General features: G+C 65.3%; 22 protein-coding genes. 9 read left to right on the top strand and 13 right to left on the bottom strand.

Going from position 1 to position 24130, the window contains the following annotated elements; all coding sequences use genetic code 11:
- Nucleotides 1-69 precede the first annotated feature (69 nt).
- From EVC45_RS07535 to EVC45_RS07525, 3 genes are all read left to right on the top strand, one after another.
- On the top strand, nt 70-1458 hold the full coding sequence (locus tag EVC45_RS07535) for a replicative DNA helicase (protein WP_013089314.1): 1389 nt from the start codon (nt 70-72) through the stop codon (nt 1456-1458).
- Between the two features lie 115 nt (nt 1459-1573).
- Complete coding sequence (locus EVC45_RS07530; protein ID WP_129957387.1) at nt 1574-2200, top strand: DUF47 domain-containing protein; 627 nt, start codon at nt 1574-1576, stop codon at nt 2198-2200.
- On the top strand, nt 2200-3210 hold the full coding sequence (locus tag EVC45_RS07525; RefSeq protein ID WP_129957386.1) for an inorganic phosphate transporter: 1011 nt from the start codon (nt 2200-2202) through the stop codon (nt 3208-3210). Before EVC45_RS07530 ends, EVC45_RS07525 begins: the two co-directional genes overlap by 1 nt.
- Nucleotides 3211-3380: 170 nt before the next feature.
- Here the strand turns inward: EVC45_RS07525 and EVC45_RS07520 are convergent, their stop codons facing one another.
- From EVC45_RS07520 to EVC45_RS07465, 12 genes are all read right to left on the bottom strand, one after another.
- On the bottom strand, nt 3381-4187 hold the full coding sequence (locus EVC45_RS07520; RefSeq protein WP_129957385.1) for an SDR family oxidoreductase: 807 nt from the start codon (nt 4185-4187) through the stop codon (nt 3381-3383).
- Between the two features lie 51 nt (nt 4188-4238).
- Entirely contained in the window at nt 4239-5396 is a 1158-nt protein-coding gene (locus EVC45_RS07515) for a C40 family peptidase (protein ID WP_129957384.1), read from the bottom strand.
- Nucleotides 5397-5607: 211 nt separating this feature from the next.
- Complete coding sequence (locus EVC45_RS07510) at nt 5608-7455, bottom strand: PhoH family protein (RefSeq protein ID WP_129957383.1); 1848 nt, start codon at nt 7453-7455, stop codon at nt 5608-5610.
- Between the two features lie 355 nt (nt 7456-7810).
- Nucleotides 7811-8272 carry a peroxiredoxin gene (locus EVC45_RS07505; protein WP_129957524.1) on the bottom strand — a complete coding sequence of 154 codons (462 nt, stop codon included), beginning with the start codon at nt 8270-8272 and terminating at the stop codon, nt 7811-7813.
- 175 nt (nt 8273-8447) lie between these two features.
- Nucleotides 8448-9341, bottom strand: coding sequence for a polysaccharide deacetylase family protein (locus tag EVC45_RS07500; protein ID WP_129957382.1), 894 nt, complete (start codon nt 9339-9341; stop codon nt 8448-8450).
- A gap of 10 nt (nt 9342-9351) precedes the next feature.
- Nucleotides 9352-10398 (bottom strand): bifunctional UDP-4-keto-pentose/UDP-xylose synthase, encoded by a 1047-nt coding sequence (locus EVC45_RS07495; RefSeq protein WP_129957381.1) that lies wholly within the window; start codon nt 10396-10398, stop codon nt 9352-9354.
- Nucleotides 10395-11324, bottom strand: coding sequence for a formyltransferase (locus EVC45_RS07490; RefSeq protein WP_129957380.1), 930 nt, complete (start codon nt 11322-11324; stop codon nt 10395-10397). Before EVC45_RS07490 ends, EVC45_RS07495 begins: the two co-directional genes overlap by 4 nt.
- Complete coding sequence (locus EVC45_RS07485) at nt 11321-12364, bottom strand: glycosyltransferase (RefSeq protein WP_129957379.1); 1044 nt, start codon at nt 12362-12364, stop codon at nt 11321-11323. The genes EVC45_RS07490 and EVC45_RS07485 overlap by 4 nt, the downstream gene beginning before the upstream one ends.
- 6 nt (nt 12365-12370) lie before the next feature.
- Nucleotides 12371-13522, bottom strand: coding sequence for a DegT/DnrJ/EryC1/StrS aminotransferase family protein (locus EVC45_RS07480; RefSeq protein WP_129957378.1), 1152 nt, complete (start codon nt 13520-13522; stop codon nt 12371-12373).
- A gap of 176 nt (nt 13523-13698) precedes the next feature.
- Nucleotides 13699-14070: an SMR family transporter gene (locus tag EVC45_RS07475; RefSeq protein WP_129957377.1), complete on the bottom strand. Its 372-nt coding sequence runs from the start codon at nt 14068-14070 to the stop codon at nt 13699-13701.
- Between the two features lie 24 nt (nt 14071-14094).
- Nucleotides 14095-15927 carry a glycosyltransferase family 39 protein gene (locus EVC45_RS07470; protein ID WP_129957376.1) on the bottom strand — a complete coding sequence of 611 codons (1833 nt, stop codon included), beginning with the start codon at nt 15925-15927 and terminating at the stop codon, nt 14095-14097.
- 119 nt (nt 15928-16046) lie between these two features.
- A complete protein-coding gene (locus EVC45_RS07465) occupies nt 16047-16421 on the bottom strand; it encodes an Mth938-like domain-containing protein (RefSeq protein ID WP_090804589.1) in 375 nt (124 codons plus the stop codon).
- Nucleotides 16422-16890: 469 nt separating this feature from the next.
- Here EVC45_RS07465 and EVC45_RS07460 point away from each other — a divergent pair, with 469 nt between their 5' ends.
- The 6 genes from EVC45_RS07460 to moaE all read left to right on the top strand — a co-directional run bounded on the left by EVC45_RS07460 (nt 16891) and on the right by moaE (nt 23366).
- Nucleotides 16891-18138, top strand: a complete 1248-nt coding sequence (locus EVC45_RS07460; protein WP_129957375.1) for a pyridoxal phosphate-dependent aminotransferase — start codon at nt 16891-16893, stop codon at nt 18136-18138.
- A gap of 101 nt (nt 18139-18239) precedes the next feature.
- Nucleotides 18240-19571: a homoserine dehydrogenase gene (locus tag EVC45_RS07455; protein ID WP_129957374.1), complete on the top strand. Its 1332-nt coding sequence runs from the start codon at nt 18240-18242 to the stop codon at nt 19569-19571.
- 8 nt (nt 19572-19579) lie between these two features.
- Nucleotides 19580-21031, top strand: coding sequence for a threonine synthase (gene thrC, locus EVC45_RS07450; RefSeq protein WP_129957373.1), 1452 nt, complete (start codon nt 19580-19582; stop codon nt 21029-21031).
- Nucleotides 21032-21255: 224 nt separating this feature from the next.
- The gene (gene glp, locus EVC45_RS07445) at nt 21256-22536 is read left to right on the top strand and encodes a gephyrin-like molybdotransferase Glp (protein ID WP_211193385.1); all 1281 of its coding nucleotides are present in this window, start codon (nt 21256-21258) and stop codon (nt 22534-22536) included.
- A 45-nt stretch (nt 22537-22581) separates the two neighbouring features.
- Nucleotides 22582-22839 (top strand): molybdopterin converting factor subunit 1, encoded by a 258-nt coding sequence (moaD, locus tag EVC45_RS07440; RefSeq protein ID WP_027197565.1) that lies wholly within the window; start codon nt 22582-22584, stop codon nt 22837-22839.
- A gap of 50 nt (nt 22840-22889) precedes the next feature.
- The gene (gene moaE / locus EVC45_RS07435) at nt 22890-23366 is read left to right on the top strand and encodes a molybdopterin synthase catalytic subunit MoaE (protein WP_129957372.1); all 477 of its coding nucleotides are present in this window, start codon (nt 22890-22892) and stop codon (nt 23364-23366) included.
- Nucleotides 23367-23438: 72 nt separating this feature from the next.
- Here the strand turns inward: moaE and EVC45_RS07430 are convergent, their stop codons facing one another.
- On the bottom strand, nt 23439-23993 hold the full coding sequence (locus EVC45_RS07430) for a group III truncated hemoglobin (RefSeq protein ID WP_129957371.1): 555 nt from the start codon (nt 23991-23993) through the stop codon (nt 23439-23441).
- Nucleotides 23994-24130: the final 137 nt, after the last annotated feature.

Here is a 24130-nt window from a genome sequence, read left to right as displayed (position 1 = left end):
ATCGTGTACGCCCGAGTTGGCGTTTTTTCCGCTCGCAGCCGTCGCCGGATTGCCCGATAATTCCACCCCATGAACGCACCGTCCAAAGATCCCCAACTCGAGTCGCTGAAAGTCCCCCCGCATTCGATCGAAGCCGAGCAATCGGTGCTGGGCGGCCTGTTGCTCGACAACGCGGCATGGGACCGCATCGCCGACTTCCTCGCGCAAAGCGACTTCTACCGCTACGACCACCGCATCATCTTCGAGCACATCGGCAAGCTGATCGCGGCCACGCGACCGGCCGACGTGGTCACCGTCTATGAGGCGCTCGGCACTTCGGGCAAGGCGGAAGAGGTGGGCGGCCTCGCTTACCTGAATGCGCTCGCGCAGAACACGCCGAGCGCGGCCAATATCCGCCGCTACGCCGAAATCGTGCGCGACCGTGCGGTGCTGCGCCGGCTCGTGTCGGTCGCCGATGAAATCTCCGCCGACGCGTTCAACCCGCAAGGCAAGGAAGTCCGGCAATTGCTGGACGAAGCGGAATCGAAGGTGTTCTCGATCGCCGAAGACGGCGCGCGCGGCACCCAGGGCTTCCTCGAGATCGGGCCGTTGCTGACCGAAGTGGTCGAGCGGATCGACACGCTCTACCACACCGCCAATCCGAGCGACGTGACCGGCACGCCGACCGGCTTCGTCGATCTGGACCGCATGACCTCGGGCATGCATGGCGGCGAGCTGATTATCGTCGCGGGCCGTCCGTCGATGGGTAAGACGGCGTTTTCGATGAACATCGGCGAATACGTCGCGGTCGAGTATGGGCTGCCGGTCGCGGTGTTCTCGATGGAAATGCCGGGCACCCAGCTCACGATGCGTATGCTCGGCTCGGTCGGCCGGCTCGATCAGCATCGCATGCGAACCGGGCGCCTGACCGACGAGGATTGGCCGAAGCTCACGCACGCGGTGCAGAAAATGAGCGAGGCGCAGATCTTCATCGACGAAACGGGCGGTCTGAACCCGATGGAACTGCGCTCGCGCGCGCGCCGGCTGTCGCGCCAGTGCGGCAAGCTCGGGCTGATCATCATCGACTACCTTCAGCTGATGAGCGGCTCGTCGTCGGGTGAAAACCGCGCGACCGAAATCTCGGAAATCTCGCGTTCGCTGAAGAGCCTCGCGAAGGAGCTCGACGTACCGGTGATCGCGTTGTCGCAGCTGAACCGTGGCCTCGAGCAGCGGCCGAACAAGCGGCCGATCATGTCGGACCTGCGCGAGTCGGGCGCTATCGAGCAAGATGCCGACGTGATCCTGTTCATCTACCGCGACGAAGTGTACAACCCGGACAGCCCCGACAAGGGCACCGCAGAGATCATCATCGGTAAGCAGCGGAATGGTCCGATCGGTCCTGTTCGACTCACGTTCCACGGTCAATACACGAAGTTTGACAATTTTGCGGGCGCGCAGAACTTCTACGGCGGCGAGTGACGGCAAGCGCCGCAGGCTGTTGTAACGGCGCTGTCACGAGTGCGGCAATGAACCCGGAACGGTACAATATGGCGGTTTTATGTCAGCCATTACGTGACCCATTTCCAGGATCCCAATGTTCGGTCGATTCATGCCCACTGAGGGCAAGTTCTTTGAAATCTTCAATGCGCACGCAACGTGCATCATGTCGGCCAGCCGCGAACTCGAGCTCCTGATCGACAATCTGCAGGACGCCGAAAGCCATAAACAAAACGTGCAAAAGGCCGAGAAAGCGGCCGACAAGCTCACGCACGAAACCATCGACCTGCTGCACAAGACTTTCATCACGCCGCTCGACCGTGACGAGATCCACAAGCTGATCACGACGATGGACGACATCCTCGACCTGATGGAGGACGTCGCCACCGCGATCTCGCTGTACGACGTGCAAGCGGTCACGTCGGAGGCGAGCCAGCTCGCGCATATCTGCACGGCGACCTGCGAGCGCGTGCAGTTCGCGGTCAGCCTGCTGTCGGACATGAAGCAGGCGAGTCAGATCCTGAAGGCCTGCGAGGAAATCGACCGGCTCGAATCGGAAGCCGACCGTGTGCTGCGCGCGGCGATGTCGAAGCTGTTCCGCGAGGAAGACGACGTCAAGACCCTGATCAAGCTGAAGGCGATCTACGAGCTGCTCGAAACGATCACGGACAAGTGTGAGGATGTGGCGAACATCATCGAAGGCATCGTGCTGGAAAACGCATAATGCAATCGATACAACTCGCTATCTGGGTCGTCACCGGCCTGGTTGCCATTGCGCTCGTGTTCGACTTCATGAACGGCTTTCACGACGCGGCGAACTCGATCGCCACGGTCGTGTCGACCGGCGTGTTGAAGCCGCAGCAGGCGGTGGCGTTCGCGGCGGCGTTCAACGTCATCGCGTATTTCGTGTTCCACCTGAAGGTGGCCGCGACCGTCGGCAAGGGCACGATCGATCCCGACATCGTCGACCACTACGTGATCTTCGGCGCGCTGGTCGGCGCGATCGCGTGGAACGTGATTACCTGGGTCTACGGCATTCCGTCGAGCTCGTCGCACGCGCTGATCGGCGGACTCGTGGGTGCGGCGCTCGCCAAGTCGGGCTGGGGGTCCCTGAACTGGGATGGCCTGATGAAGACCATCGCGTTCATCTTCATTTCGCCGCTGCTCGGCTTCGTACTCGGCTCGTTTTTCATGCTGCTGGTGTCGTGGCTGTACTTCCGCACGCCGCCTAGCAAGGTCGACCGGCGCTTCCGCCGTCTGCAATTGCTCTCCGCCGGACTGTACAGTCTCGGTCACGGCGGCAACGACGCGCAGAAGACCATCGGTATCATCTGGATGCTGCTGATCGCAACCGGCTTCGCATCGATGAAAGCGGATGCGCCGCCGCTGTGGGTGATCGGCGGCTGCTATCTGTCGATGGGCCTCGGCACGCTGTTCGGCGGCTGGCGCATCGTGCGCACGATGGGTCAGAAGATCACGAAGTTGAAGCCGGTTGGTGGCTTCTGCGCGGAGGCGGGCGGAGCGATCACGCTATTTACCGCCTCGGCGCTCGGCATCCCGGTGTCTACCACGCATACGATTACCGGCGCGATCGTCGGGGTCGGCGCGACGCAGAAGTTGAGCGCGGTGCGCTGGGGTGTGGCCGGCAATATCGTCTGGGCGTGGATTCTGACCATTCCGGCTTCCGCGGTGCTGTCAGGCGGGGCCTGGTGGCTAGGTCACCACTTTCTGTAATCACCGTGCGATGCAGGCCTGCGCTGCCGCATTGAGCTGAATCCGGCTGAATGGCATGCGCGGGCTTCGGCTTCATGCCGCCCGTTGCATCGCTCCGGTTTCTCCCCAGGTCGTTCGACCTCAAAGGCGCGATTGCGCGGTCCCGCAGGCTGTCGCGTCGCGCGATCCGTTCAGATCAGCGGTGCGTTTGCGCCGTCCATCGGGATGATCGCGCCCGTCACATAGCTCGCGCGCCGGCTTGCGAGGAACAGCGCCACGTCGGCGACTTCCTCCGGCTTCGCATAGCGGCCGAGCGGCGTCTTGGCCTGGCCGCGCGCGAGCGCTTCCTCATTACCGATGCCTTGCTGCGCGGCCTCCAGCCGGACCGCTTCCTCGACCCGCTCGGTCAGCGTCGCGCCCGGATTGATCGCGTTGATGCGGATGCCGTAGCGCGCGTAGTAATGCGCCAGGCCGACGGTCGCGAGCATCAGCGCCGCGTTCGCCGCGCCGCCCGCGATATGGATGTCGCTCGCCACCTTTCCGCCCATGCCGATGATATTGACGATCGTGCCCGGCTCGGCACCGCCGTTGGCTTTCGCGCGCTCGGCCATCCGGCGCAGCACCTCCTGCTGTGGATAGATATACGGGAAATACTTCGCTTCCATCGTCGCGCGGAATGCGTCGGCGTCGAGCGTCTCGGGGTCGTACCTGCGCGCGGCGCCGGCGCTATTGATCAGCACGTCGATCGGGCCCACCGCGGTGCTGACTTCCTCGACGATATCGGCGGCGCTGTGCGGCTCGTGCAGATCGGCGCGCGTGCGGTGCACGTGCAAACCTTCCTGTTTCAGCTGTTCGTAGGCGCGCGCCAGGTTGGCGGGGTCGCGCGACACGATCGCCACCTTCGCGCCTTCCTGTGCGAAGGCGCGCGCGCAGGCGAAGCCGATGCCTTTGCTGCCGCCGGTGATGAGCACCACCTTACTTTTGAGCCCGAGTTCCATGGTCGTTACCCGCCGTCGAAAGAATATCGATGACGATAGCAGATCACGGCGTCAGAAGTTGCCGTTCGCGAAACGGGCGATCGGGTCGTCGCTGCTTTGCGTCGGTGCGGGCACGCCGTGGGAGGCCGTCGACGCACGCATGACCTGCACGGCGCCAGTGCCTTCGGTCTGCTGCATCTGCCGCGCCTGGCGTTCCGCGATGGAAGCGGGCGGCGGCGGTTCGAATGCATCGGCGGCGGCGTCGATTGGGTCGGGTGCAGTTTGCGGGAGGGAGCGGCCGGTCGTCGCGGACTGCATTGGTTGAGCGGGTGAGGTAGCGCCGCTGTCATATGTGCTTGCCTGAGTCGCCGGCACGACCGCCGCTGTCACGGCGCCTGCCGAGCGCGCCTGCAGTTGCGCGGCGCTCAGGCCCGCCGGCGGCGGCTCGAATTGATCGGCTTGCGCAACGGGCGTGCCGCCGCCTGCACTGCCCGCCGGAGTCGTGCTCGCGACCGGGCGGGCCGGTGCAATCGACGGCGCGCTCGACATCGCCGTCGTGCCTGCATAGGTCGACGCGGTCGGAACCGCTACGGTGGTTGCCGCGCCCGTCGCCGTCGCTGCCACCGCAGCACCGCGCTCGGTCTGCGGCGCCGCCGCCTGATAACTCGGTGTATCGAACGGCGCCGGCGTCGCCGCCGGTCCCGCCATCCGGCGGATGCCGTCGAAGCGCTTCGCCCAGTAGGGATTGGTCAGATAGTCGAGTCGCACGGTGCCGCCCGTCGACGGCGCGTTGACGAAGCGCAGCTTGCCCACATAGATGCCGACGTGCGAATGCGCGCGCCCGGTGGTGTTGAAAAAGATCAGATCGCCGGGCGCGATTTCGTCCGGTTCGACCGACTCGCCGCGCCCGCTCATCTCGGCCGTCGTGCGCGGCAGGTTCACCGACGCCGCGCGCAGCACGACGTACCGCACGAGCCCGCTGCAATCGAAGCCGCTGTCGGGCGTATTGCCGCCCCAGCGGTAGGGCACGCCGACGAGGCTCATCGCCTGGATCGAGATTTCCTCGCGGCCGATGCTGTGATCGACGAAGTGGGGGAAACCGGGCGGCGGCGCGTGATACGCGCCGTTCGCGACGACGATGCCACCGCCGCCGCGCGAGCTCTTCTGCGGCGCGCCGGCGCAGGCGGCGAGCAGCAGGACGGGCAGCAGCGATAGGGCGAGTCGGCGCATGAAGACGGCACGGGCGGTAAGCGCCCATTTACTCACTGACGATGTCGGGATGGTAGCCGCCCAACAAGGCTGCCGCAAGAATTGTTGATAAATTACTTGAAGATTGCGCGCTAAGTGTTGCCGGCGTGGAACGCAGGGGCGATAAAAAAGCCGCGTCCGGAACGAACCGGACGCGGCTTGCGATGGAACAGCCGGAAAAACCGGCGAACGCCTAGAGAATCTCCGACGCGTAGTCAGCGAGGCGCGAGCGCTCGCCGCGCGCGAGCGTCACATGTCCGCTATGCGCCCAGCCCTTGAAGCGATCGACCACATAGGTCAGGCCCGAGCTGCCCTCGGTCAGGTAAGGCGTGTCGATCTGCGCGATGTTGCCCAGGCAGATGATTTTCGTGCCCGGACCCGCGCGCGTGACAAGTGTCTTCATCTGCTTCGGCGTCAGGTTTTGCGCCTCGTCGATGATCAGATACTTGTCGACGAACGTGCGACCGCGCATGAAGTTCATGCTCTTGATCTTCAGGCGCGAGCGGATCAGCTCCTGGGTCGCGGCGCGGCCCCATTCGCCGGCGGCGTCGTCGGTTTTCTGCAGCACTTCGAGGTTGTCGTCGAACGCCCCCATCCACGGCTGCATCTTTTCCTCTTCAGTGCCCGGCAGGAAGCCGATGTCTTCGCCGACCGGCACCGTCGCGCGCGTCACGATGATCTCGTTGTAGCGCTTGTCGTCGAGCACCTGCGCGAGGCCCGCCGCAAGCGCGACCAGCGTCTTGCCGGTGCCGGCCTGGCCGAGCAGCGTGACGAAGTCGATTTCCGGATTCATCAGCAGGTTCAGCGCGAAGTTCTGCTCGCGATTGCGCGCCGTTATGCCCCACACGTTGTTCTTGTGGTGGCCGTAGTCACGCAGCGTTTGCAGCAGCGCGGTCTTGCCGTTCAGCTCGCGCACCAGCGCATGGAACGCGGGCTCGCCGTTCTGCGGCTCCAGATAAACGAACTCGTTGACCAGCATCGACGCGCACAGCGGACCCGTCACCCGGTAGTACGTGGTGCCGGTTTTCGTGTCCTGCCAGCTTTCCATGCCCTTCGCGTGCCGGGTCCAGAAGTCCTGCGGCAGCATCCGCACGCCCGTGTACAGCAGGTCGCTGTCCTCGAGCACCTGGTCGTTGAAGTAGTCTTCGGCGGGCAGGCCGAGCGCATGCGCCTTGATGCGCATGTTGATGTCTTTCGACACCAGCACGACCTGGCGATCCGCGCGATCGCGCTGCAACGCGCGCACGACGCCGAGGATCTGGTTGTCGGCCTTGCCTTCGGGCAGACCTTCGACCGGCTCGATCGCGGTCAACTTGGTCTGGAAGAACAGCCGTCCGGACGCCTCACGGCTGCCCAGACGCGCGAGCGAAATGCCGTCGGTTATGTCACCCGCGTTCGCGACGAGCGCGTCGAGCGTGCGGCTCACCTGACGCGCGTTACGCGCGACTTCCGACATCCCCTTCTTGTGGTTGTCGAGCTCTTCCAACGTCATCATCGGCAGATAGACGTCGTGCTCCTCGAAGCGGAACAGGCAGCTTGGATCGTGCATCAGCACGTTGGTGTCGAGCACGAACAGCTTCTGCACCTCGGCCGGCGTCGCGCTCGTGCCGCGTTTCTTGCGCGTGGTGGCCGGGGCTGCCGCGGCGGGCGCCGCAGCGGTTTCGGCCGAGGGCTTCTTCGCGGCAGGCGTGCGTGCGACGACCGGCTGCGCTTCGGCCTCATCGGCTTCGAGCGACGGGCGCGCGGACGGAACCGGCTGCAGCAGCGCGGCGGTCTGTTTGGTCTTGCGGCCGCGCGCCGGCGCGGGTTGCGCTGTGGCGGGCGACTCGACGGCGGGCACGGGCCGCAGCGTAGTGGCGGCGTTGGCGGCGTGCGCCATCGGTGTGGCGACATTGGCGCGGCCGTAATCGGCCGACTCTGCGGATTCCCCTTCACGCGCCTGTTTTTTCGCGGTGGAGCGCGCGGGCGTGACGGCTTTGGCCTTGTATTCGTCAGGCGACAAAAGATTGCCGAGCTTGCTGGGGGGAGTAGGCAAAGGCATGGTTTCCCTCGAAATGATCGGGTCACATATCGTGCGCCGCCTGTCGCATTCTGACGATGTCCTGATGGGACGCCCAGTTTGCGCGAGGAGGCGCGCATTCGGTCTAGAGATGCCGGTTCGCCTGGTCTTCGATAGGCTCCTTGACGGAAACGCGCGAACCAGTGAACGAGCGGTCGCGCGCAATTAAAAAAGCCGCCGCCCCGGCATTCGGGGCAAGCGGCTCGACGATGATGCTCTCATTGCGCCTCACGCTCCGAACGGCACCGGTGAATCCGGTCAAGCGGCCGTCAGGGCTGGCGCAGCGGAGAAAAATGTGGGGTGGACAGGCACTCATTGCGGCCCAATATAACGCGCATCAAAGCGCTTGTACAGCCTCCAGAATGTCGTCGACGTGACCTGGCACTTTCACGCCGCGCCACTCCTGGCGCAGCACCCCATCGGCGTCGATGAGGAACGTGGAGCGCTCGATTCCCCGCACCTCTTTGCCATACATTTTCTTCATTTTGATGACGGCGAAGAGGGCGCACAGCGCTTCTTCCGGATCGGAAATCAGCGGGAAGGGCAGTTCGAGCTTGGCCTTGAAGTTGTCATGCGAACGCAGGCTGTCGCGCGACACGCCGATCACCTCCGCGCCTGCCTTTTTGAACTTCGGATAAAGATCGCGGAACTGCAGCCCTTCGGTCGTGCAGCCCGGCGTGTTGTCCTTCGGATAGAAATACAGCACCACCTTCTTGCCCCGCAGCTTTGACAGCGTGATCTCGCCGCCCGTCGCGGCGGCGGTGAAGTCGGGGATGGGTTGGTCGACTGCGATGGACACGAGGTTCTCCGGTTGGGTGGGGCCGGCGTCGCTAGGTGCCGCGGCGTCGGCCGGTCTGTCGTCGAGGTTGTTGTTGTTCGGGGCCACGAACGGCGCGCGGCCTGGCGGTTGTCGCGCCGCGGGGGCGGCAGGCAGACAGCAAGCCGCGTGCTCGCCAACACCGCGCCGCAGCCCTTCAGGGCTGGACGATCAGTTCGCCGGAGCGCCCCGGAATCTCACCCCACGTTACAGGGTACGATGGCAGCGTGTCGCGGTCTAGCGTGGCGTAGTAATCGCCCATCGTCGCGAACGTGTGGCCTTGCGCGCGCCAGCCTTCGAGCAATTGTTCGAATACCGGCGCGAGTTTCTGTCCTTCGAGTTCCGCGTGCAGCGTGAACACCTGGTCGTGCGGATTTTTTTCGGTTTGCTTCAGCATCCAGGCGGCGACGTTGTGCGTGTCGACACCGTCGACGCCCAGTACTTCGTCGAGCGTCGGCAGCGTGGTCGGCATCTGCACGTGCGTCAGCGTCTTGCCGTCGACCACCGGCAGATAAGGCGAGTGGCCGCGGCCGTCGGACGCGTAGCGCATGCCCCACGCGTCGATCTGCTGGAACGCGTGCCCGTTCATCTGCCAGCCCGCCGCGCCGTGCGTGACGGGCGGCGCGCCGAATACCTCGATGAAGCGCGCGTGGCTCTGCTGCATCTGCGCGACGGTCCATGCGCGATCTTTGGCCCGCACGTTGTCCTGCCAGTACACGTGATCCCACGTATGGATGCCGCACTCGAAGCCGGCTTCGTGGATCGCGCGCATCTCGGCCGCGGCCTTCGCGCCGATGTCCGGACCGGGCAGCAGCACGCCGTACATCAGTTGCTTCACGCCGTAATGCTCGACCACCGACGTGCGCGACACCTTCTTCAGAAAGCCCGGCCGCAGCACGCGGCGCATCGCCCAACCGGTGTGGTCGGGCCCGAGGCTGAACAGGAAGGTGGCGCGCGCCTTGAAGCGATCGAAGATGCGCGCGAGATTCGGCACGCCTTCGCGGGTGCCGCGCAGCGTGTCGACGTCGATCTTCAGGACGATGCGAGCCAAGGACGCGCCCTTATTGCTGTTCGACGAGTGCGCGGGCTTCCGCGACGTGGCCGCGATACGCCTCGAAAATCTTGCGCAGCGCTTCGTCGAAAGTCGACCTGGGGGCCCAGCCGAGTTCCTGCATCGTGTTGTCGATCTTCGGCACGCGGTTCTGCACGTCCTGATAGCCGTTGCCGTAGTAGGCGCCCGACGACGTTTCGACCAGTTGCACCTGCTTGGCCGAGTCCGCGTATTCGGGGTATTCGGCCGCGAGTGCCAGCATCTTGTGCGCGAGCTCACGCACCGAGAAGTTGTTGGTCGGGTTGCCGATGTTGTAGATCTTGCCGGTGGCGACGCCGTTCTTGTTCTCGATGATCTTCATCAGCGCGCCGATGCCGTCGTCGATATCCGTGAACGCGCGCTTCTGCGCGCCGCCGTCGACGAGGCTGATGTTCTCGCCGCGCACGATATGGCCGAGGAACTGCGTGACCACGCGCGAGCTACCTTCCTTCGGCGTGTAGATCGAGTCGAGGCCCGGGCCGATCCAGTTGAACGGACGGAACAGCGTGAAGTTCAGGCCTTCCATGCCGTAGCCCCAGATCACGCGGTCCATCAGCTGCTTCGAGCATGCGTAGATCCAGCGCGGCTTGTTGATCGGGCCGTACGACAGCTGCGATTCTTCCGGATCGAACTGCTCGTCCGTGCACATGCCGTAGACCTCGGAGGTCGACGGAAACACCAGATGCTTGCCGTACTTGACGGCCGAACGCACGATCGGCAGGTTCGCTTCGAAGTCGAGTTCGAACACGCGCAGCGGCTGCTTCACATACGTTGCGGGCGTGGCGATCGCGACGAGCGGCAGAATCACATCGCACTTCTTGATGTGATATTCGACCCACTCCTTGTTGATCGTGATGTCGCCTTCGAAGAAGTGCATCCGCTCATGATTGACGAGGTCGCCGAGACGTTCGGTCTGCATGTCCATCCCGAACACTTCCCAGTCGGTCGTTTCGAGAATGCGTTTGGACAGGTGATGGCCGATGAAGCCATTCACACCCAGAATCAGGACTTTTTTCATGAATGAGATTGGATGAGCTGGGCGAGTTCCGCCGGACTGACGGCAGTCTCGCCGCCGTCGTGCTGGTGCCGCAATTCGTGGATGTTGATCGCGCGGCCGTCGCCGCAGATCGCGAAAACGGCATTATCGCTTACGTGCAGGCCCGGGGGCAAATCCGAGCGGAGCGCGCCGGGCGCGGCGAGCCGCGCGCGCGCGACGATGAAACGGTGGCCGTTCAGATCGGCGAAAGCGCCCGGATACGGCGGCGCGACCGCGCGGATCAGGTTGTAGACCTGCTGCGCGGACTGGCTCCAGTCGATGCGGCCGTCTTCAGGCTTGCGCCCGCCGTAGTAGCTGCCGTGCGCGAGATCGTTCGGCAGATGCGGCGCCTCGCCCGCGAGCAGCGCCGGCAGCACGCGCCACAGCGTCTGCTCGGCGGCGACCGTGACCTTGTCGAAGACCTGCGCGGCGGTGTCGTCGGGCAGGATCGGCACCGGGGTTTGCGCAATGATCGCGCCCGCGTCTGGCTTGGCCGCCATTTCGTGCAGCGTCGCGCCGGTTTCGCTTTCGCCGTTGAGCACCGCCCAGTTGGTCGGCACGCGACCGCGATACTTCGGCAGCAGCGAGCCGTGCATGTTGTAAGCGCCCCGTGCGGCCATCGCGAGCAGCTCGAGCGGCAACATGTGGCGGTAATAGAACGAGAAGATGAAGTCCGGCCGCGCGGCGCTCACCGCGGCGCGCAGTTCCGGACTCTTCGGATCGGCCGGCGTGACGACCGGGATGCCGTGCTCGGCCGCCACCGATGCCACGCTGCCGAACCAGATGTTCTCGCTCGGGTTGTCTTCGTGCGTGACGACGAGGGCGACGTCGACGCCGCGCGCGAGCAGCACCTGCAGGCAGCGCACGCCGACGTTGTGATACGCGAAGACGACGGCGCGCGGCTTCATTGCGTACGCCCCTGATCGCCGACCGGCACCGGCTGCGCGCCTTGCACGACGGTCGGACGCGGCGCTTCGGCAACGGCCGCGCCGTCGCGTTCTTCGAGAATGGTTTGCACCAGATAACGCGGCCGCGCACGCACCTGCTGATAGATCCGGCCGATGTATTCGCCGAGCAGGCCGAGCGCGAAGATGATCACGCCGAGCAGGAAGAAGGTGATAGCGAACAGCGTGAACACACCCTGAACTTCCGCGCCGATGATGAAGCGGCGAATCAGCAGCAGGACGAACAGCGCCGCGGACCCTATCGACAGGATCACGCCGATGAACGACAGCCATTGCAGCGGCACCACCGAGAAGCCGGTGACGAGGTCGAAATTCAGGCGGATCAGCGAGTACAGCGAGTACTTCGATTCGCCGGCGAAACGCTCTTCGTGCGCGACCTCGATTTCCACCGGATTCTGCGCGAACGTGTACGCAAGCGCCGGGATGAACGTGTTGATCTCACCGCAGCGATTGATCGTATCGATGATGTGACGGCTGTACGCGCGCAGCATGCAGCCCTGGTCGGTCATCTTGATGCGCGTGATGCGCTCGCGCAGATGGTTCATCGCGCGCGAGGCCTTGCGGCGCCACAGGCTGTCCTGGCGCTGCAGGCGGATCGTGCCGACGTAGTCGTAGCCCTCGCGCATCTTCGCGACGAGCTTGCCGATTTCCTCGGGCGGATTCTGCAGGTCGGCGTCGAGCGTGATGACGATGTCGCCGCGCGACTGCTCGAAGCCCGCGAGAATCGCCATGTGCTGGCCGTAGTTGCCGTTCAGCAGGATCACGCGCGTCGTGTCGGGGCGCGCGCGAAACTGCTCGGCGAGCAGCGCCGCGGATTTGTCGCGGCTGCCGTCGTTGATGAAGATCACTTCATAGCCGGTGCCGAGCGCGTCGAGCGCCGGATAGAGGCGCGCGAACAGCGCGGCCAGTCCGGCTTCCTCGTTGTACACCGGGACGATGATCGACACTTCCGGTGCGACGGCGCGATGTTCCGAATAAGTCATGTCCGCTTACTTTCCGTAGTGTTCGCAAATTTCGTTGACCGCGCGGCACACGCGCTCGACGTCGCCTTCGTTCATCAGCGTGAAGAGCGGCAGCGTGACGGTGGTGGCGCCGAAGCGCTCCGCGTGCGGGAACATGCCTTCCTTGAAGCCGCGCGCGCGGTACAGGGAAAACAGGTGCAGCGCCGGGTAGTGCACGCCCGAGCCGATGCCGCGCTCCTTCAGTTCACCCATGAAACCGGCGCGGTCGATCGACAGTTTCTCGAGCGGCAGTGTGATCTGGAACATGTGCCAGTTGCTGTTTTCGAAGTCCGCGAACGGCAGGCCCACGCCGAGCTTCACGGCCGCGCCGCCCTCGAGGTGCGCGAAGTACGCGCGCGCGAGCTTTTTGCGCTGCGCGATGAAGCGCTCGAGATGCGGCAGCTGGCCGAGGCCGACGCGCGCGGCGACGTCGGTCAGGTTGTACTTGCCGCCGAGCACGTCGCAGTCCATGCCGTCGAAGCCGGTGCGCGTAATGCCCTGCAGCCGGTACTTCTGGGCGAGCAGCGCTTCTTCTTCGTTGTTCAGCACGAGCGCGCCACCCTCGACCGAGGTCAGGTTCTTGTTCGCGTGAAAGCTGAACGACACGATGTCGCCGAGCTTGCCGATGCGCTCGCCGTTCCAGGTGGAGCCGAACGCCTGTGCGGCGTCTTCGATCACGCGCAGCTTGTGCGCGCGGGCGATCGCGTACAGACGGTCCATGTCGACCGGCAGGCCGGACAGATAGACGGGAATCAGCGCCTTGGTGCGCGGTGTGATGGCTTTTTCGAGCAGATCGAGGTCGATGTTGCGCGTGACCGGGTCGATATCGGCGAACACCGGCGTCGCGCCGGTTTCGAGGATCACGTTGCAGGTCGACACCCAGGTGGCCGGCGTCGTGATGACTTCGTCGCCGGGACCGACGCCGGCGATGCGCAGGCCGATTTCGAGCGTCGCGGTACCGGAATTGAACGTGCGCACCGGGCGGCCGCCGCAGAATTCGGACAGCGCGGCCTCGAACTTCTGGTTCTGCGGGCCGGTGGTGATCCAGCCGGAACGCAGCACGTCGGCGACGCCCTGGATCGTTTCCTCATCGATCTCGGGTTTGACAAACGGCAAAAACGGGACTTGTGACTGGCTCATGAATGCATCGCTCGATTGAAAGGGGCGCAGCCCGACGGGCGCGAAGTAAACCACAAACTACGCGCAAACCCAAGCCCGCGGCTGAAAAAACGCAACCGCACAGCTTACCGCGGCCTACCTTACGGCAGGCTTAGGCGGCTCGTGTGCCGCGCGGGTTCCTGCGCGGGTCGCCGTGCCTAGCTGCGCGTCAGCACGACCACGCCGAGGAGAATGATGCCGATGCCGACCAGCTTCTGCACCGACATCACTTCGCCGAACAGATACCACGCCGCGATCGCGTTGACGACGTAGCCGAGCGACAGCATCGGATAGGCGATCGACACGTCCACGCGCGAGAGCCCGACGATCCACACCACCAGGCTGATCACGTAGCAGGCGACCCCGCCGATGATCGGCGGCTGGGTCGCCAGCCTGAAGCCGATGGGCAGGATGTTCGCACGGGTGAATTCGAAGTGTCCAACGGCATTCGTGCCGGCCTTGAGCAGCAGTTGCGCGCCGGCATTCAGCGAGACGCCGGCGAGGATGCAGAAGAGGGAAATGGGGTTCATCGAACGGTCTGGCTCTCGAAAGGGTTAGGGCTTGGCCGCGGAGGCGGGGGCCGCCGTGGCCGATGCCGCGGGCGGCGTCTCGGCGACTGTCGAAGCGGCGGAAGCGGGCGCGGCCGTTGCGGCGTCGGCAGGGCCGGCGGCGGCCGGCGCCGCGTCGGCGAGCGGCTTCATCACCACCACGCGGCGCGAGTCGCGCGCGATCACCTGCATCGGCACGCCTTGCTTGACGAGGCGGTCGTAGGTCGGGGGCGGGATCAGCGCGAGCGCATAGCGATCGGCTTTCCAGCGCTCGATCCACGCGTCTTCCGTCGGCACCCATTTTTGCGGCTCGACGGACACGCCGAACGCGAGCTCGTCCGGGTGCGCGACCATGATCATCGTGTGGCCGATGTAGAACGGCAGCGTGTGGTCGAGCACGCCGACCGAGTAGAACGGCGTGTCGGGCGGCAGCTGCGCGAGCTCCGCCTTGATCGCGGGGGCGAGCGGCGCGCCGGAGCTCAGACGCCCGAACACGTCGTGGCCGGTGCCCGCGATCGTGCCGAGCAGCACCCAGCCCGCGCCGAACGCGGCGAGGCTGCCGAGACCGACCCGCGCGTTGGCGCCCACGCCACCCTGGCCGCGGCGGTTCAGCCACAGCGCGAACAGCGTGAGGACGAACGCGACGGCCAGCGCGGCCAGCACCCACACGCGGAATGCGACATAGAGCGCGGCCGGGTTGCGCGCGGTGCCGAAGCGCGGCAAGAACAGCGCCGCGAACGCGGCGACCACGAAAAACAGCGCGTAGCCCGCCAGATGGCGCCGGAGCTGCTCGCGCGTGACGAGCGGCAGATACATGCCGATCAGCATCGCGATCGGCGGCGCGATCGGCAGCGTGTAGGACAGCAGCTTCGAGTGCGACGCGCTGAAGAACAGGAAAATGAAGACGATCCACGTGAGCATCAGCGTGACCGGCGCGAAGCCGTTCGGCTGGCGCGGCTGGCGCCACGCGTGTCGCACGCTTTGCACGGTCACCGACAGCCACGGCAGGAAGCCCACCAGCAGCACCGGCACGAAGTAGTAGAACGGGCCGGGACGATTCTGCTCGGGCGTCAGATAGCGCTGGAACTGCTGGACGATGAAGAAGAAGTTCAGGAATTCCGGATTGCGCTGCTGAACGAGTACGAACCACGGCGTCACGATCGCGAAAAAGACGATCAGACCGCTCACCAGATGCAGTCGCTTCCACAGCGCCCAGTCGCGCGCGATCAGCGTGTAGAGCACCAGCACCGCGCCCGGCAGGATCAGCCCGACCAGGCCCTTGGACAGCACCGCCAGCGCCATCGACGCCCAGCAGACCCACATCCAGCCGCGAGCGCACGACGGCCGCAGGTTGGGGCGCTGCGCGAGCAGCAGCGAGCACAGCGTGAGCGCCATCCAGAACGACAGGCCCATGTCGAGCGTGTTGAAGTGGCCCATCAGGTTCCAGTACGGCGAGCAGGCGAGCACGAGCGCCGCGAACACGCCGGTCGCCGCGTTGAACACGCGCGCGCCGGTGAAACCGATCAGCAGCACGCCGGCGAAGCCCGTCAGCGCGGTGTAGAGGCGCGCCTGCCATTCGCCGATGCCGAACCACGCGAACGTCAGCGCGTTCGCCCAGGTTTGCAGCGGCGGCTTCTCGAAGTACTTGTAGGCGTTGTAGCGCGGCGTGATCCAGTCGCCGGTCAGGAACATTTCGCGCGCCATTTCGGCGTAGCGGCCTTCGTCGCTCGGCAGCAGGTGGCGCCAGCCGAGCGGCACGAACCAGATCACGGCGAGAACCAGCACCAGCAACAGGAGCGCGGTGCGGTTGAGCGGTAGCCTCGACGGCGTATCGTTCATCAATTTCAACCCTTTTTGTTATCGACGGCGCGCGCACGGGCGCGGCGCGGGGGCAAGAACGGCGGGCGGCCGGGCGTCCCGGCGCGAGCCCACGTGGGATGCGCCGGAGCCGGACACCCTCAGGCTTCGATCAGCAACGCGGCCGCGACCTTGCGGCCCTCGGCCATCAGGATGTTGTAGGTGCGACAGGCTGCCTTGAAGTCCATCGTTTCGACGCCGATGCGTTTGGCGGTCAGCGCGGCGGTCAGGCGCGGGTGCGGAAAGCGCAGCCGCTCGCCGCTGCCGAACACGACCACCTCGGGCGCGGCGTCGACCAGCATCGCGAAATGCTCGGCGCTCAACTGCTCGAACGACGAGACGGGCCAGGGAATGACCGGCGCGTCCGGCAGCACGAGAATGCTGCCCGCGTGACGCACCAGATTGATTTCGACGTAGTCGGCGCCGTAGCCGGTAACGGTATTCAGCGCGCCGCTGGAATCCTGATGTAATTTCAAATTGGTTTTCCGAAGTCGTCGTGAGACGTCATGCGTGTTGCCGGCCTGACTGCACGTCGCACAGGCCGCGCGGTTCGACGCCGCGGTTCGACGCGTATGACACACGAAAAGGCCGAAAAGGCTTGCCGATGCGGGTGGTGCATTGCGGAAGTCGGCCAAAATCCGCTAAATTATAACTTTTTAGCCGCCTTGCGGCGCCCCTCGCTCAAGCGCCGCCACAAGCCGCGCTGCGCGCACCGGCGTGGCCCACCGGCTACCTGTGTTGGCATCGCCCGCTTTCGCTGCGTTATTTCCCGCGCCGGAACCCGGAAAGCCGCGGCCGCTCGACAGTTCGACCCCATTTCGCGGACGGCCGCCTGCGCCGGTGCCGCCGCGTCCGAATTCCCCGTCGCGGTGAATCCGAGCGGCCCGGCGTCGTCAGCCGGGCCCCGTTTGCCCAAGGTTTGCCCCAGCCATCAACCAGGATGAAGTGCCCGCCGTGAAACCGATTCTCAAATCCAACAAATTGTTGAATGTCTGCTATGACATTCGCGGGCCCGTCCTCGAACATGCGAAGCGGCTCGAAGAAGAGGGCCACCGCATCATCAAGCTGAACATCGGCAATCTGGCGCCGTTCGGCTTCGAGGCACCGGACGAGATCATTCAGGACATGATCCTGAACCTGCCCAGCTCGTCGGGCTATTCCGATTCGAAGGGCGTGTTCGCCGCGCGCAAGGCGATCATGCATTACACGCAGCAAAAGGGCGTGCACGGCGTCGAGCTCGACGACATCTACATCGGCAACGGCGCCTCCGAGCTGATCGTGATGGCGCTGCAGGGCCTCGTCAACGACGGCGACGAGGTGCTGCTGCCCGCGCCCGACTACCCGTTGTGGACCGCCGGCGTGAGCCTCTCGGGCGGCACGCCGGTGCACTACATCTGCGACGAGTCGAATAGCTGGATGCCCGATCTCGATGACATCCGCGCGAAAATCACGCCGAACACGCGCGCGCTCGTCGTGATCAACCCGAACAACCCGACCGGCGCACTGTATTCGGACGAACTGCTGCTCGGCCTGATCGAGATCGCGCGCCAGCACGGCCTCGTGATCTTCGCCGACGAGGTCTACGACAAGATCGTCTACGACGGCAAGACGCACACGTCGCTGGCCTCGCTGTCCGAAGACGTGCTGACCGTCACGTTCAACAGCCTGTCGAAGAGCTACCGCTCGTGCGGCTATCGCGCCGGCTGGATGGCGATTTCGGGCCTGACCGGCGAGAACCGCCGGCTCGCGAAAGACTATCTGGAAGGGCTCGGCATCCTCGCGTCGATGCGGCTGTGCCCGAACGTGCCCGGCCAGTACGCGATCCAGACCGCGCTCGGCGGCTATCAGAGCATCAACGACCTGATCGTGCCCGGCGGGCGGCTGTACAAACAGCGCGAACTCGCCTACGACATGCTGACGGCGATCCCCGGCGTGAGCTGCGTAAAACCGGAAGCGGCGCTGTACATGTTCCCGCGCCTCGACCCGAAGGTGTATCCGATCCAGAACGACCAGCAGTTCATCCTCGACCTGCTGCTCGAAGAGCGCGTGCTGCTCGTGCAGGGCACCGGCTTCAACTGGAAAACGCCGGATCACTTCCGCGTCGTGTTCCTGCCGAACGTCGACGACCTCGCGGATTCGATCAACCGGATCGCGCGCTTCCTCGATGGCTACCGCAAGCGTCACACAGCCTGAGCCGGCCTCGCGTACGATGTGGCGCGTGATGTGGCAAATGAGACGCGCCACATGTGCCACCCCGACACCCTTTTCAAACCTCTACTAGAAACACACGCTGCATGGAACCGATCAAAGTTGGACTGCTGGGCTTCGGCACGGTAGGCAGCGGCACCTTCACGGTACTGCGCCGCAATCAGGAAGAAATCAAACGTCGCGCGGGCCGTGGCATCGAGATTGCGCGCATTGCCGTGCGCAACCCGGCCAAGGCGACCGCGGCGCTCGGCGGCGAAGCCGGCAGCGTGGCGCTGACCGACGACTTCAACGCGGTCGTCGACGATCCGTCTATCGCGATCGTCGCTGAAATGATCGGCGGCACCGGCATCGCGCGCGACCTCGTGCTGCGCGCGATCAACAACGGCAAGCACGTGGTCACGGCCAACAAGGCGCTGCTCGCGGTGCATGGCACGGAGATTTTCGAGGCGGCGCGCGCGAACGGCGTGATGGTCGCGTTCGAGGCGGCGGTGGCGGGCGGCATTCCGATCATCAAGGCGCTGCGCGAAGGCCTGACGGCCAACCGTATCCAGTACATCGCGGGCATCATCAACGGTACGACGAACTACATCCTGTCGGAGATGCGTGACCGCGGGCTCGACTTCGCGACCGCGCTGAAGGCCGCGCAGGAGCTCGGCTACGCGGAAGCCGACCCGACCTTCGACATCGAAGGCGTCGACGCCGCGCACAAGGCGACGATCATGAGCGCGATCGCGTTCGGCGTGCCGGTGCAGTTCGAGCGCGCGTACGTCGAAGGCATCAGCAAGCTCGCCGCGATCGACATCAAATACGCCGAGGAACTCGGTTACCGCATCAAGCTGCTCGGCATCACGCGACGCACCGACAAGGGCATCGAGCTGCGCGTGCATCCCACGCTGATTCCGGAAAAGCGCCTGCTCGCGAACGTCGAAGGCGCGATGAACGCGGTCGTGGTGCATGGCGACGCGGTCGGCGCGACGCTGTACTACGGCAAGGGCGCGGGCGCGGAGCCGACGGCTTCCGCCGTGGTCGCCGATCTGGTCGACGTGACGCGCCTGCACACGGCCGACCCCGAGCACCGCGTGCCGCATCTGGCCTTCCAGCCGGACAGCCTGTCGAACACGCCGATCCTGCCGATCGACGAAGTCACGAGCGGCTACTACCTGCGCCTGCGCGTCGCCGACGTGACCGGCGTGCTCGCCGACATCACGCGCATTCTGGCCGACAGCGGCATCTCGATCGACGCGCTGCTGCAAAAGGAATCGGAGCAGGTCGACTCCAATGGCAAGGGCGAAACCGACATCATCCTGATCACGCACATCACGGTCGAAAAGCAGCTGAACGCCGCGATCAAGTCGATCGAGGCGCTGAAGACCGTCGTCTCGCAAGTCACGAAGCTGCGCATGGAAGCGCTGAACTAGGCCGAACTATGAACTACCTCTCCACGCGCGGCGCCGGGGCCGGCGAGCGCCATACCTTCTCCGACATCCTGCTCGGCGGTCTTGCGAAAGACGGCGGCCTGTATCTGCCGGCCGAGTATCCGCGCGTCAGCGCAGACGAACTCACGCGCTGGCGCACGCTGCCGTACGCGGACCTCGCCTTCGAGATCCTGTCGAAGTTCTCCGACGACATCCCCGCGGAAGACCTGCGCGCGCTGACGCGCAAGACCTATACGGCCGCGACCTACTGCAACGTGCGCGACGACGAAAGCGCCGCGCAGATCACGCCGCTGAAGACACTCGGCGTCGAAGACGGTGCGCCGCTGTCGCTGCTCGAACTGTCGAACGGGCCGACGCTCGCGTTCAAGGACATGGCGATGCAGCTGATTGGCAACCTGTTCGAGTACGCGTTGGCCAAGCATGGCGAAACGCTGAACATTCTCGGCGCGACCTCGGGCGACACCGGCAGCGCCGCAGAATACGCAATGCGCGGCAAGCAGGGCATCCGCGTGTTCATGCTGTCGCCGCACAGGAAGATGAGCGCGTTCCAGACCGCGCAGATGTACAGCCTGCAAGACCCGAACATCTTCAACCTCGCGGTGGAAGGCGTGTTCGACGACGCGCAGGACATCGTGAAGGCGGTGTCGAACGATCACGCGTTCAAGGCGAAGTACAAGATCGGCACGGTCAATTCGATCAACTGGGCGCGGGTCGTCGCGCAGGTCGTCTACTACTTCAAGGGCTACTTTGCCGCGACGAAGTCCAACGACGAGCGTGTGTCGTTCACGGTGCCGTCGGGCAACTTCGGCAATGTGTGCGCGGGTCATATCGCGCGCATGATGGGTCTGCCGATCGAGAAGCTCGTCGTCGCGACCAACGAGAACGACGTGCTCGACGAGTTCTTCCGCACCGGCATCTACCGCGTGCGCAAGGCGGCCGAGACGTATCACACGAGCAGCCCGAGCATGGACATCTCGAAGGCATCGAACTTCGAGCGCTTCGTGTACGACCTGCTCGGCCGCGATCCGGCGCGCGTGCTGCAACTGTTCCGCGACGTCGAGGAAAAGGGCGGTTTCGACCTCGCGGCCAGCGGCGATTTCGCGCGCGTGAAGGAGTTCGGTTTCGTGTCGGGCAGCAGCAACCACGACACCCGCGTCGAGACGATCCGCGACGTGTTCGAGCGCTACGACACGATGATCGACACGCATACGGCCGACGGCGTGAAGGTCGCGCGCGAGCACCTGCAGCCGGGCGTTCCGATGATCGTGCTCGAGACCGCGCAGCCGATCAAGTTCGGCGAGACGATCCGCGAGGCGCTGCTGCGCGAGCCGGAGCGGCCGGCGGCGTTCTCGGGGCTCGAGTCGCTGCCGCAGCGTTTCGAGGTCGTGCCCGCGGATGCGCAGCGGGTGAAGGACTTTATCGTCGCGAATACCGGCAAATAACAGCGACCGGGACGCGTGAGCCGGTCTGCGGCTCACGCGGCATCCCGCGATGCGGTGCCGATTCACGCTAATCGACACCCACGCCCGCACCAGGCAAACCGCTGGCCGTACCCTCCGCGGCCATGCGTCGAAACACACAAAAAGCTCCCCATAACGCCCGGCCGCCCAGGCCAATGGCATCGGCCGCTACAATGTTCTTTTAACCTGCGGCTTCGACACTCCCGATGTCCACACCCACGCCCCGCGCCCCGTTGCTCGCCACCACCGATGCGCTGACGATCCTGCTCGACGCCGCGCGCCCGATCGACGGTATCGAAACGCTGCCGACGCTCGACGCGCTGAATCGCGTGCTCGCCGCCGACGTCACGTCGCCGCTCGACGTGCCGCCGATGCACACGAGCGCGATGGACGGCTACGCGGTCCGGATCGCCGACCTCGCGCACGGTAGCCGCCTGCCGGTCTCGCAACGCATTCCGGCCGGCCATGCGCCGGCGCCGCTCGCGCCCAACAGCGCGGCGCGCATCTTCACCGGCGCGACGGTGCCCGCCGGCGCGGACGCGGTCGTGATGCAGGAGCAGACCGAGGTGGCCGGCGCCGAAGTGACGATCGTGCATCGTCCGCAGGCGGGCGAGTGGATCACCGCTCAGGGCGCCGACATTCGCGCGGGCTCGGTGATTCTGCCGGCCGGCACGCGACTCACGCCGCAGGCGTTGGGGCTTGCCGCGTCGGTCGGATGCGCGCAGCTCGAGGTGCGCCGGCGCGTGAAGGTCGCCGTGTTCTTCACCGGCGACGAATTGACGATGCCCGGCGAGCCCCTGAAGCCCGGCGCGATCTACAACTCGAATCGTTTCACGCTGCGCGGCCTGCTCGACAAGCTAGGCTGCGACGTGACCGACTACGGCATCGTCGCCGATCAACTCGACGCGACCCGCGCGACGCTGCGCGAAGCCGCCGAGGCGCACGATCTGATTCTCACCTGCGGCGGCGTGTCGGTCGGCGAGGAGGATCACGTGAAGCCGGCGGTCGAGGCCGAAGGGCGTCTGTCGATGTGGCAGATCGCCATGAAGCCGGGCAAGCCGCTCGCGTTCGGCGCGGTGCGCCGTGGCGCGAGTGGTGTGGATGGTGCGGATGGTGCGGGTGCTGCCAGGGGGGGCGAGCCGGCCGAAGCGTTTTTCATCGGCCTGCCCGGCAATCCGGTGTCGAGCTTCGTGACGTTCCTGCTGTTCGTGCGTCCGTTCGTGCTGCGGCTGGCCGGCGCTCAGGCGGTCGCGCCGCGCGCGTTGTCGCTGCGCGCGGACTTCACGCAGGGCAAGGCCGATCGCCGCAACGAGTTCCTGCGCGCGCGCGTCAACGCGGCGGGAGGGCTCGATCTGTTCGCTAACCAGAGCTCGGCCGTGTTGACGTCGACCGTGTGGGCCGACGGGCTGATCGACAATCCACCGAACCACGCGATCAGCGCCGGCGAAACCGTGCGCTTCATTCCGTTTTCCGAACTGCTGAACTGAGGCCGGTCAGCCGCGACATGCGTGGCGTGGACCGGTGCTATTCCGATGAAGATTGAACTCCGATACTTTGCGAGCGTGCGTGAAGCGCTCGATACGTCCGACGAAACCGTCGAGGTGCCCGACGGCATCGCGACCGTCGGCGACGTACGCGCGTGGCTGCGCGTGCGCGGCGGCATCTGGGCGGAGACGCTCGCCGAAGGCCGCGCGCTGCGCATGGCCTGCAACCACGTGATGACCGACGCGAGCACCCGCATCACCGAGGGCTGCGAGGTCGCGTTCTTTCCGCCCGTCACCGGCGGCTGAGCCGCGCTTACGCGCATCACGCCAGCAATAGAAGCCCTCAGGAGCCGTCCATGCCCGTTCGCGTCCAGACCGAAGACTTCGACCTCAGCGCCGAGGTGGCCGCGCTGCGCGCGCGCAATCCGAAGATCGGCGCGGTCGCATGCTTCGTCGGCACCGTGCGCGACCTGAACGACGGAAGCGCGGTCGAGACGATGGAACTCGAGCACTATCCGGGCATGACCGAAAAGTCGCTCGAAGCGATCGTCGAGCGGGCGCGCGAACGCTGGCCGGGCATCGAGGTGCTGATCGTGCATCGCGTCGGCAAGCTGTATCCGCTCGATCAGATCGTGCTCGTCGCGACGACGGCGGCGCATCGCGGCGACGCGTTTGCGTCGTGCGAATTCGTGATGGACTATCTGAAGACCGAAGCGCCGTTCTGGAAGAAGGAGAAAACCGAAACGGGCGAGCGCTGGGTCGACGCGCGGGTGACTGACGATGCGGCGCTCGCGCGCTGGGGCATCGAATCGGGAAATCAGACGGCGGAGTAGGCGAGCCGCGGGCCGCGGAACTGCGAGGGCACGCGGCGACTTGGTATCACGGGCGTCGGCGCCGACCGACGTTCACTCGTCCCGTGAGCGTCCGATGATCGGCACCGGAAACGGCTCCCCAGCCGGCCGCGCCCCATGTTCGCCAGCGTCGTCGGCATCGCCATCGCGCGGCCGACGCTTCGGCGCCACCCGCTCGAGCAGTGCCTGCTGCTCCGGCGGAATCTTGTAGTCCCAGCCGAAACGGCTCAGTTGCAGACTCTGCGCGATCCGCAGCGCCGGCTCCATGAAGCGGACCGCCGCGGCCGGCTGATAGCGCGATTCGACGGTATCGAGGAACAGATACAGCCAGCGGCTGAAATGCTGCGGCTCGATGCCTTCGAGCGGCTGATGCGCCTGCTGCACGTTGCCGCGATACTGTTTCGCGCCGAGCACGAGGCTGCTCCAGAACGTGCACATCTTCGGCAGATGGTCGTCCCAGCGGCCCGCGAGCTTCGCGTCGAAGACCGGGCCGAGCAGCGGGTCGGCGCGCACGCGATCGTAAAATCCGTAGACGAGATCGCGGATATTCGCTTCGGTGGGTTCGGCCGCGCGCTCGACCGACGGCGCGGCGGGGAAAGACGGATTCATGCGGATTCCAGAAAAATGCGGTTGCCGGTGGCGGTTGAACTGAGCCTCGAACACCCCGTATTTCTAACAAACGGATGACGCGGAAAAAGCTACTATTGCTATCCGAAACAGATTTGCAACGCGACTCGAGGAACGAC

Origin of the sequence: Paraburkholderia sp. UYCP14C (assembly GCF_004197395.1) — a bacterium.
GTDB lineage: Bacteria > Pseudomonadota > Gammaproteobacteria > Burkholderiales > Burkholderiaceae > Paraburkholderia.
Note: the sequence above shows the minus strand (reverse complement) of the source record. Positions and strands in the feature narration are given on the sequence as shown.

What these genes read in the sequence shown, in the direction of transcription:
- EVC45_RS07535 (WP_013089314.1), top strand. Translation starts at nt 70, where the DNA reads ATGAACGCACCGTCCAAAGATCCCCAACTCGAGTCGCTGAAAGTCCCC.
- EVC45_RS07530 (WP_129957387.1), top strand. Translation starts at nt 1,574, where the DNA reads ATGTTCGGTCGATTCATGCCCACTGAGGGCAAGTTCTTTGAAATCTTC.
- EVC45_RS07525 (WP_129957386.1), top strand. Translation starts at nt 2,200, where the DNA reads ATGCAATCGATACAACTCGCTATCTGGGTCGTCACCGGCCTGGTTGCC.
- EVC45_RS07520 (WP_129957385.1), bottom strand. Translation starts at nt 4,187, where the DNA reads ATGGAACTCGGGCTCAAAAGTAAGGTGGTGCTCATCACCGGCGGCAGC.
- EVC45_RS07515 (WP_129957384.1), bottom strand. Translation starts at nt 5,396, where the DNA reads ATGCGCCGACTCGCCCTATCGCTGCTGCCCGTCCTGCTGCTCGCCGCC.
- EVC45_RS07510 (WP_129957383.1), bottom strand. Translation starts at nt 7,455, where the DNA reads ATGCCTTTGCCTACTCCCCCCAGCAAGCTCGGCAATCTTTTGTCGCCT.
- EVC45_RS07495 (WP_129957381.1), bottom strand. Translation starts at nt 10,398, where the DNA reads ATGAAAAAAGTCCTGATTCTGGGTGTGAATGGCTTCATCGGCCATCAC.
- EVC45_RS07490 (WP_129957380.1), bottom strand. Translation starts at nt 11,324, where the DNA reads ATGAAGCCGCGCGCCGTCGTCTTCGCGTATCACAACGTCGGCGTGCGC.
- EVC45_RS07485 (WP_129957379.1), bottom strand. Translation starts at nt 12,364, where the DNA reads ATGACTTATTCGGAACATCGCGCCGTCGCACCGGAAGTGTCGATCATC.
- EVC45_RS07480 (WP_129957378.1), bottom strand. Translation starts at nt 13,522, where the DNA reads ATGAGCCAGTCACAAGTCCCGTTTTTGCCGTTTGTCAAACCCGAGATC.
- EVC45_RS07475 (WP_129957377.1), bottom strand. Translation starts at nt 14,070, where the DNA reads ATGAACCCCATTTCCCTCTTCTGCATCCTCGCCGGCGTCTCGCTGAAT.
- EVC45_RS07470 (WP_129957376.1), bottom strand. Translation starts at nt 15,927, where the DNA reads ATGAACGATACGCCGTCGAGGCTACCGCTCAACCGCACCGCGCTCCTG.
- EVC45_RS07455 (WP_129957374.1), top strand. Translation starts at nt 18,240, where the DNA reads ATGGAACCGATCAAAGTTGGACTGCTGGGCTTCGGCACGGTAGGCAGC.
- thrC (WP_129957373.1), top strand. Translation starts at nt 19,580, where the DNA reads ATGAACTACCTCTCCACGCGCGGCGCCGGGGCCGGCGAGCGCCATACC.
- glp (WP_211193385.1), top strand. Translation starts at nt 21,256, where the DNA reads ATGTCCACACCCACGCCCCGCGCCCCGTTGCTCGCCACCACCGATGCG.
- moaD (WP_027197565.1), top strand. Translation starts at nt 22,582, where the DNA reads ATGAAGATTGAACTCCGATACTTTGCGAGCGTGCGTGAAGCGCTCGAT.
- moaE (WP_129957372.1), top strand. Translation starts at nt 22,890, where the DNA reads ATGCCCGTTCGCGTCCAGACCGAAGACTTCGACCTCAGCGCCGAGGTG.
- EVC45_RS07430 (WP_129957371.1), bottom strand. Translation starts at nt 23,993, where the DNA reads ATGAATCCGTCTTTCCCCGCCGCGCCGTCGGTCGAGCGCGCGGCCGAA.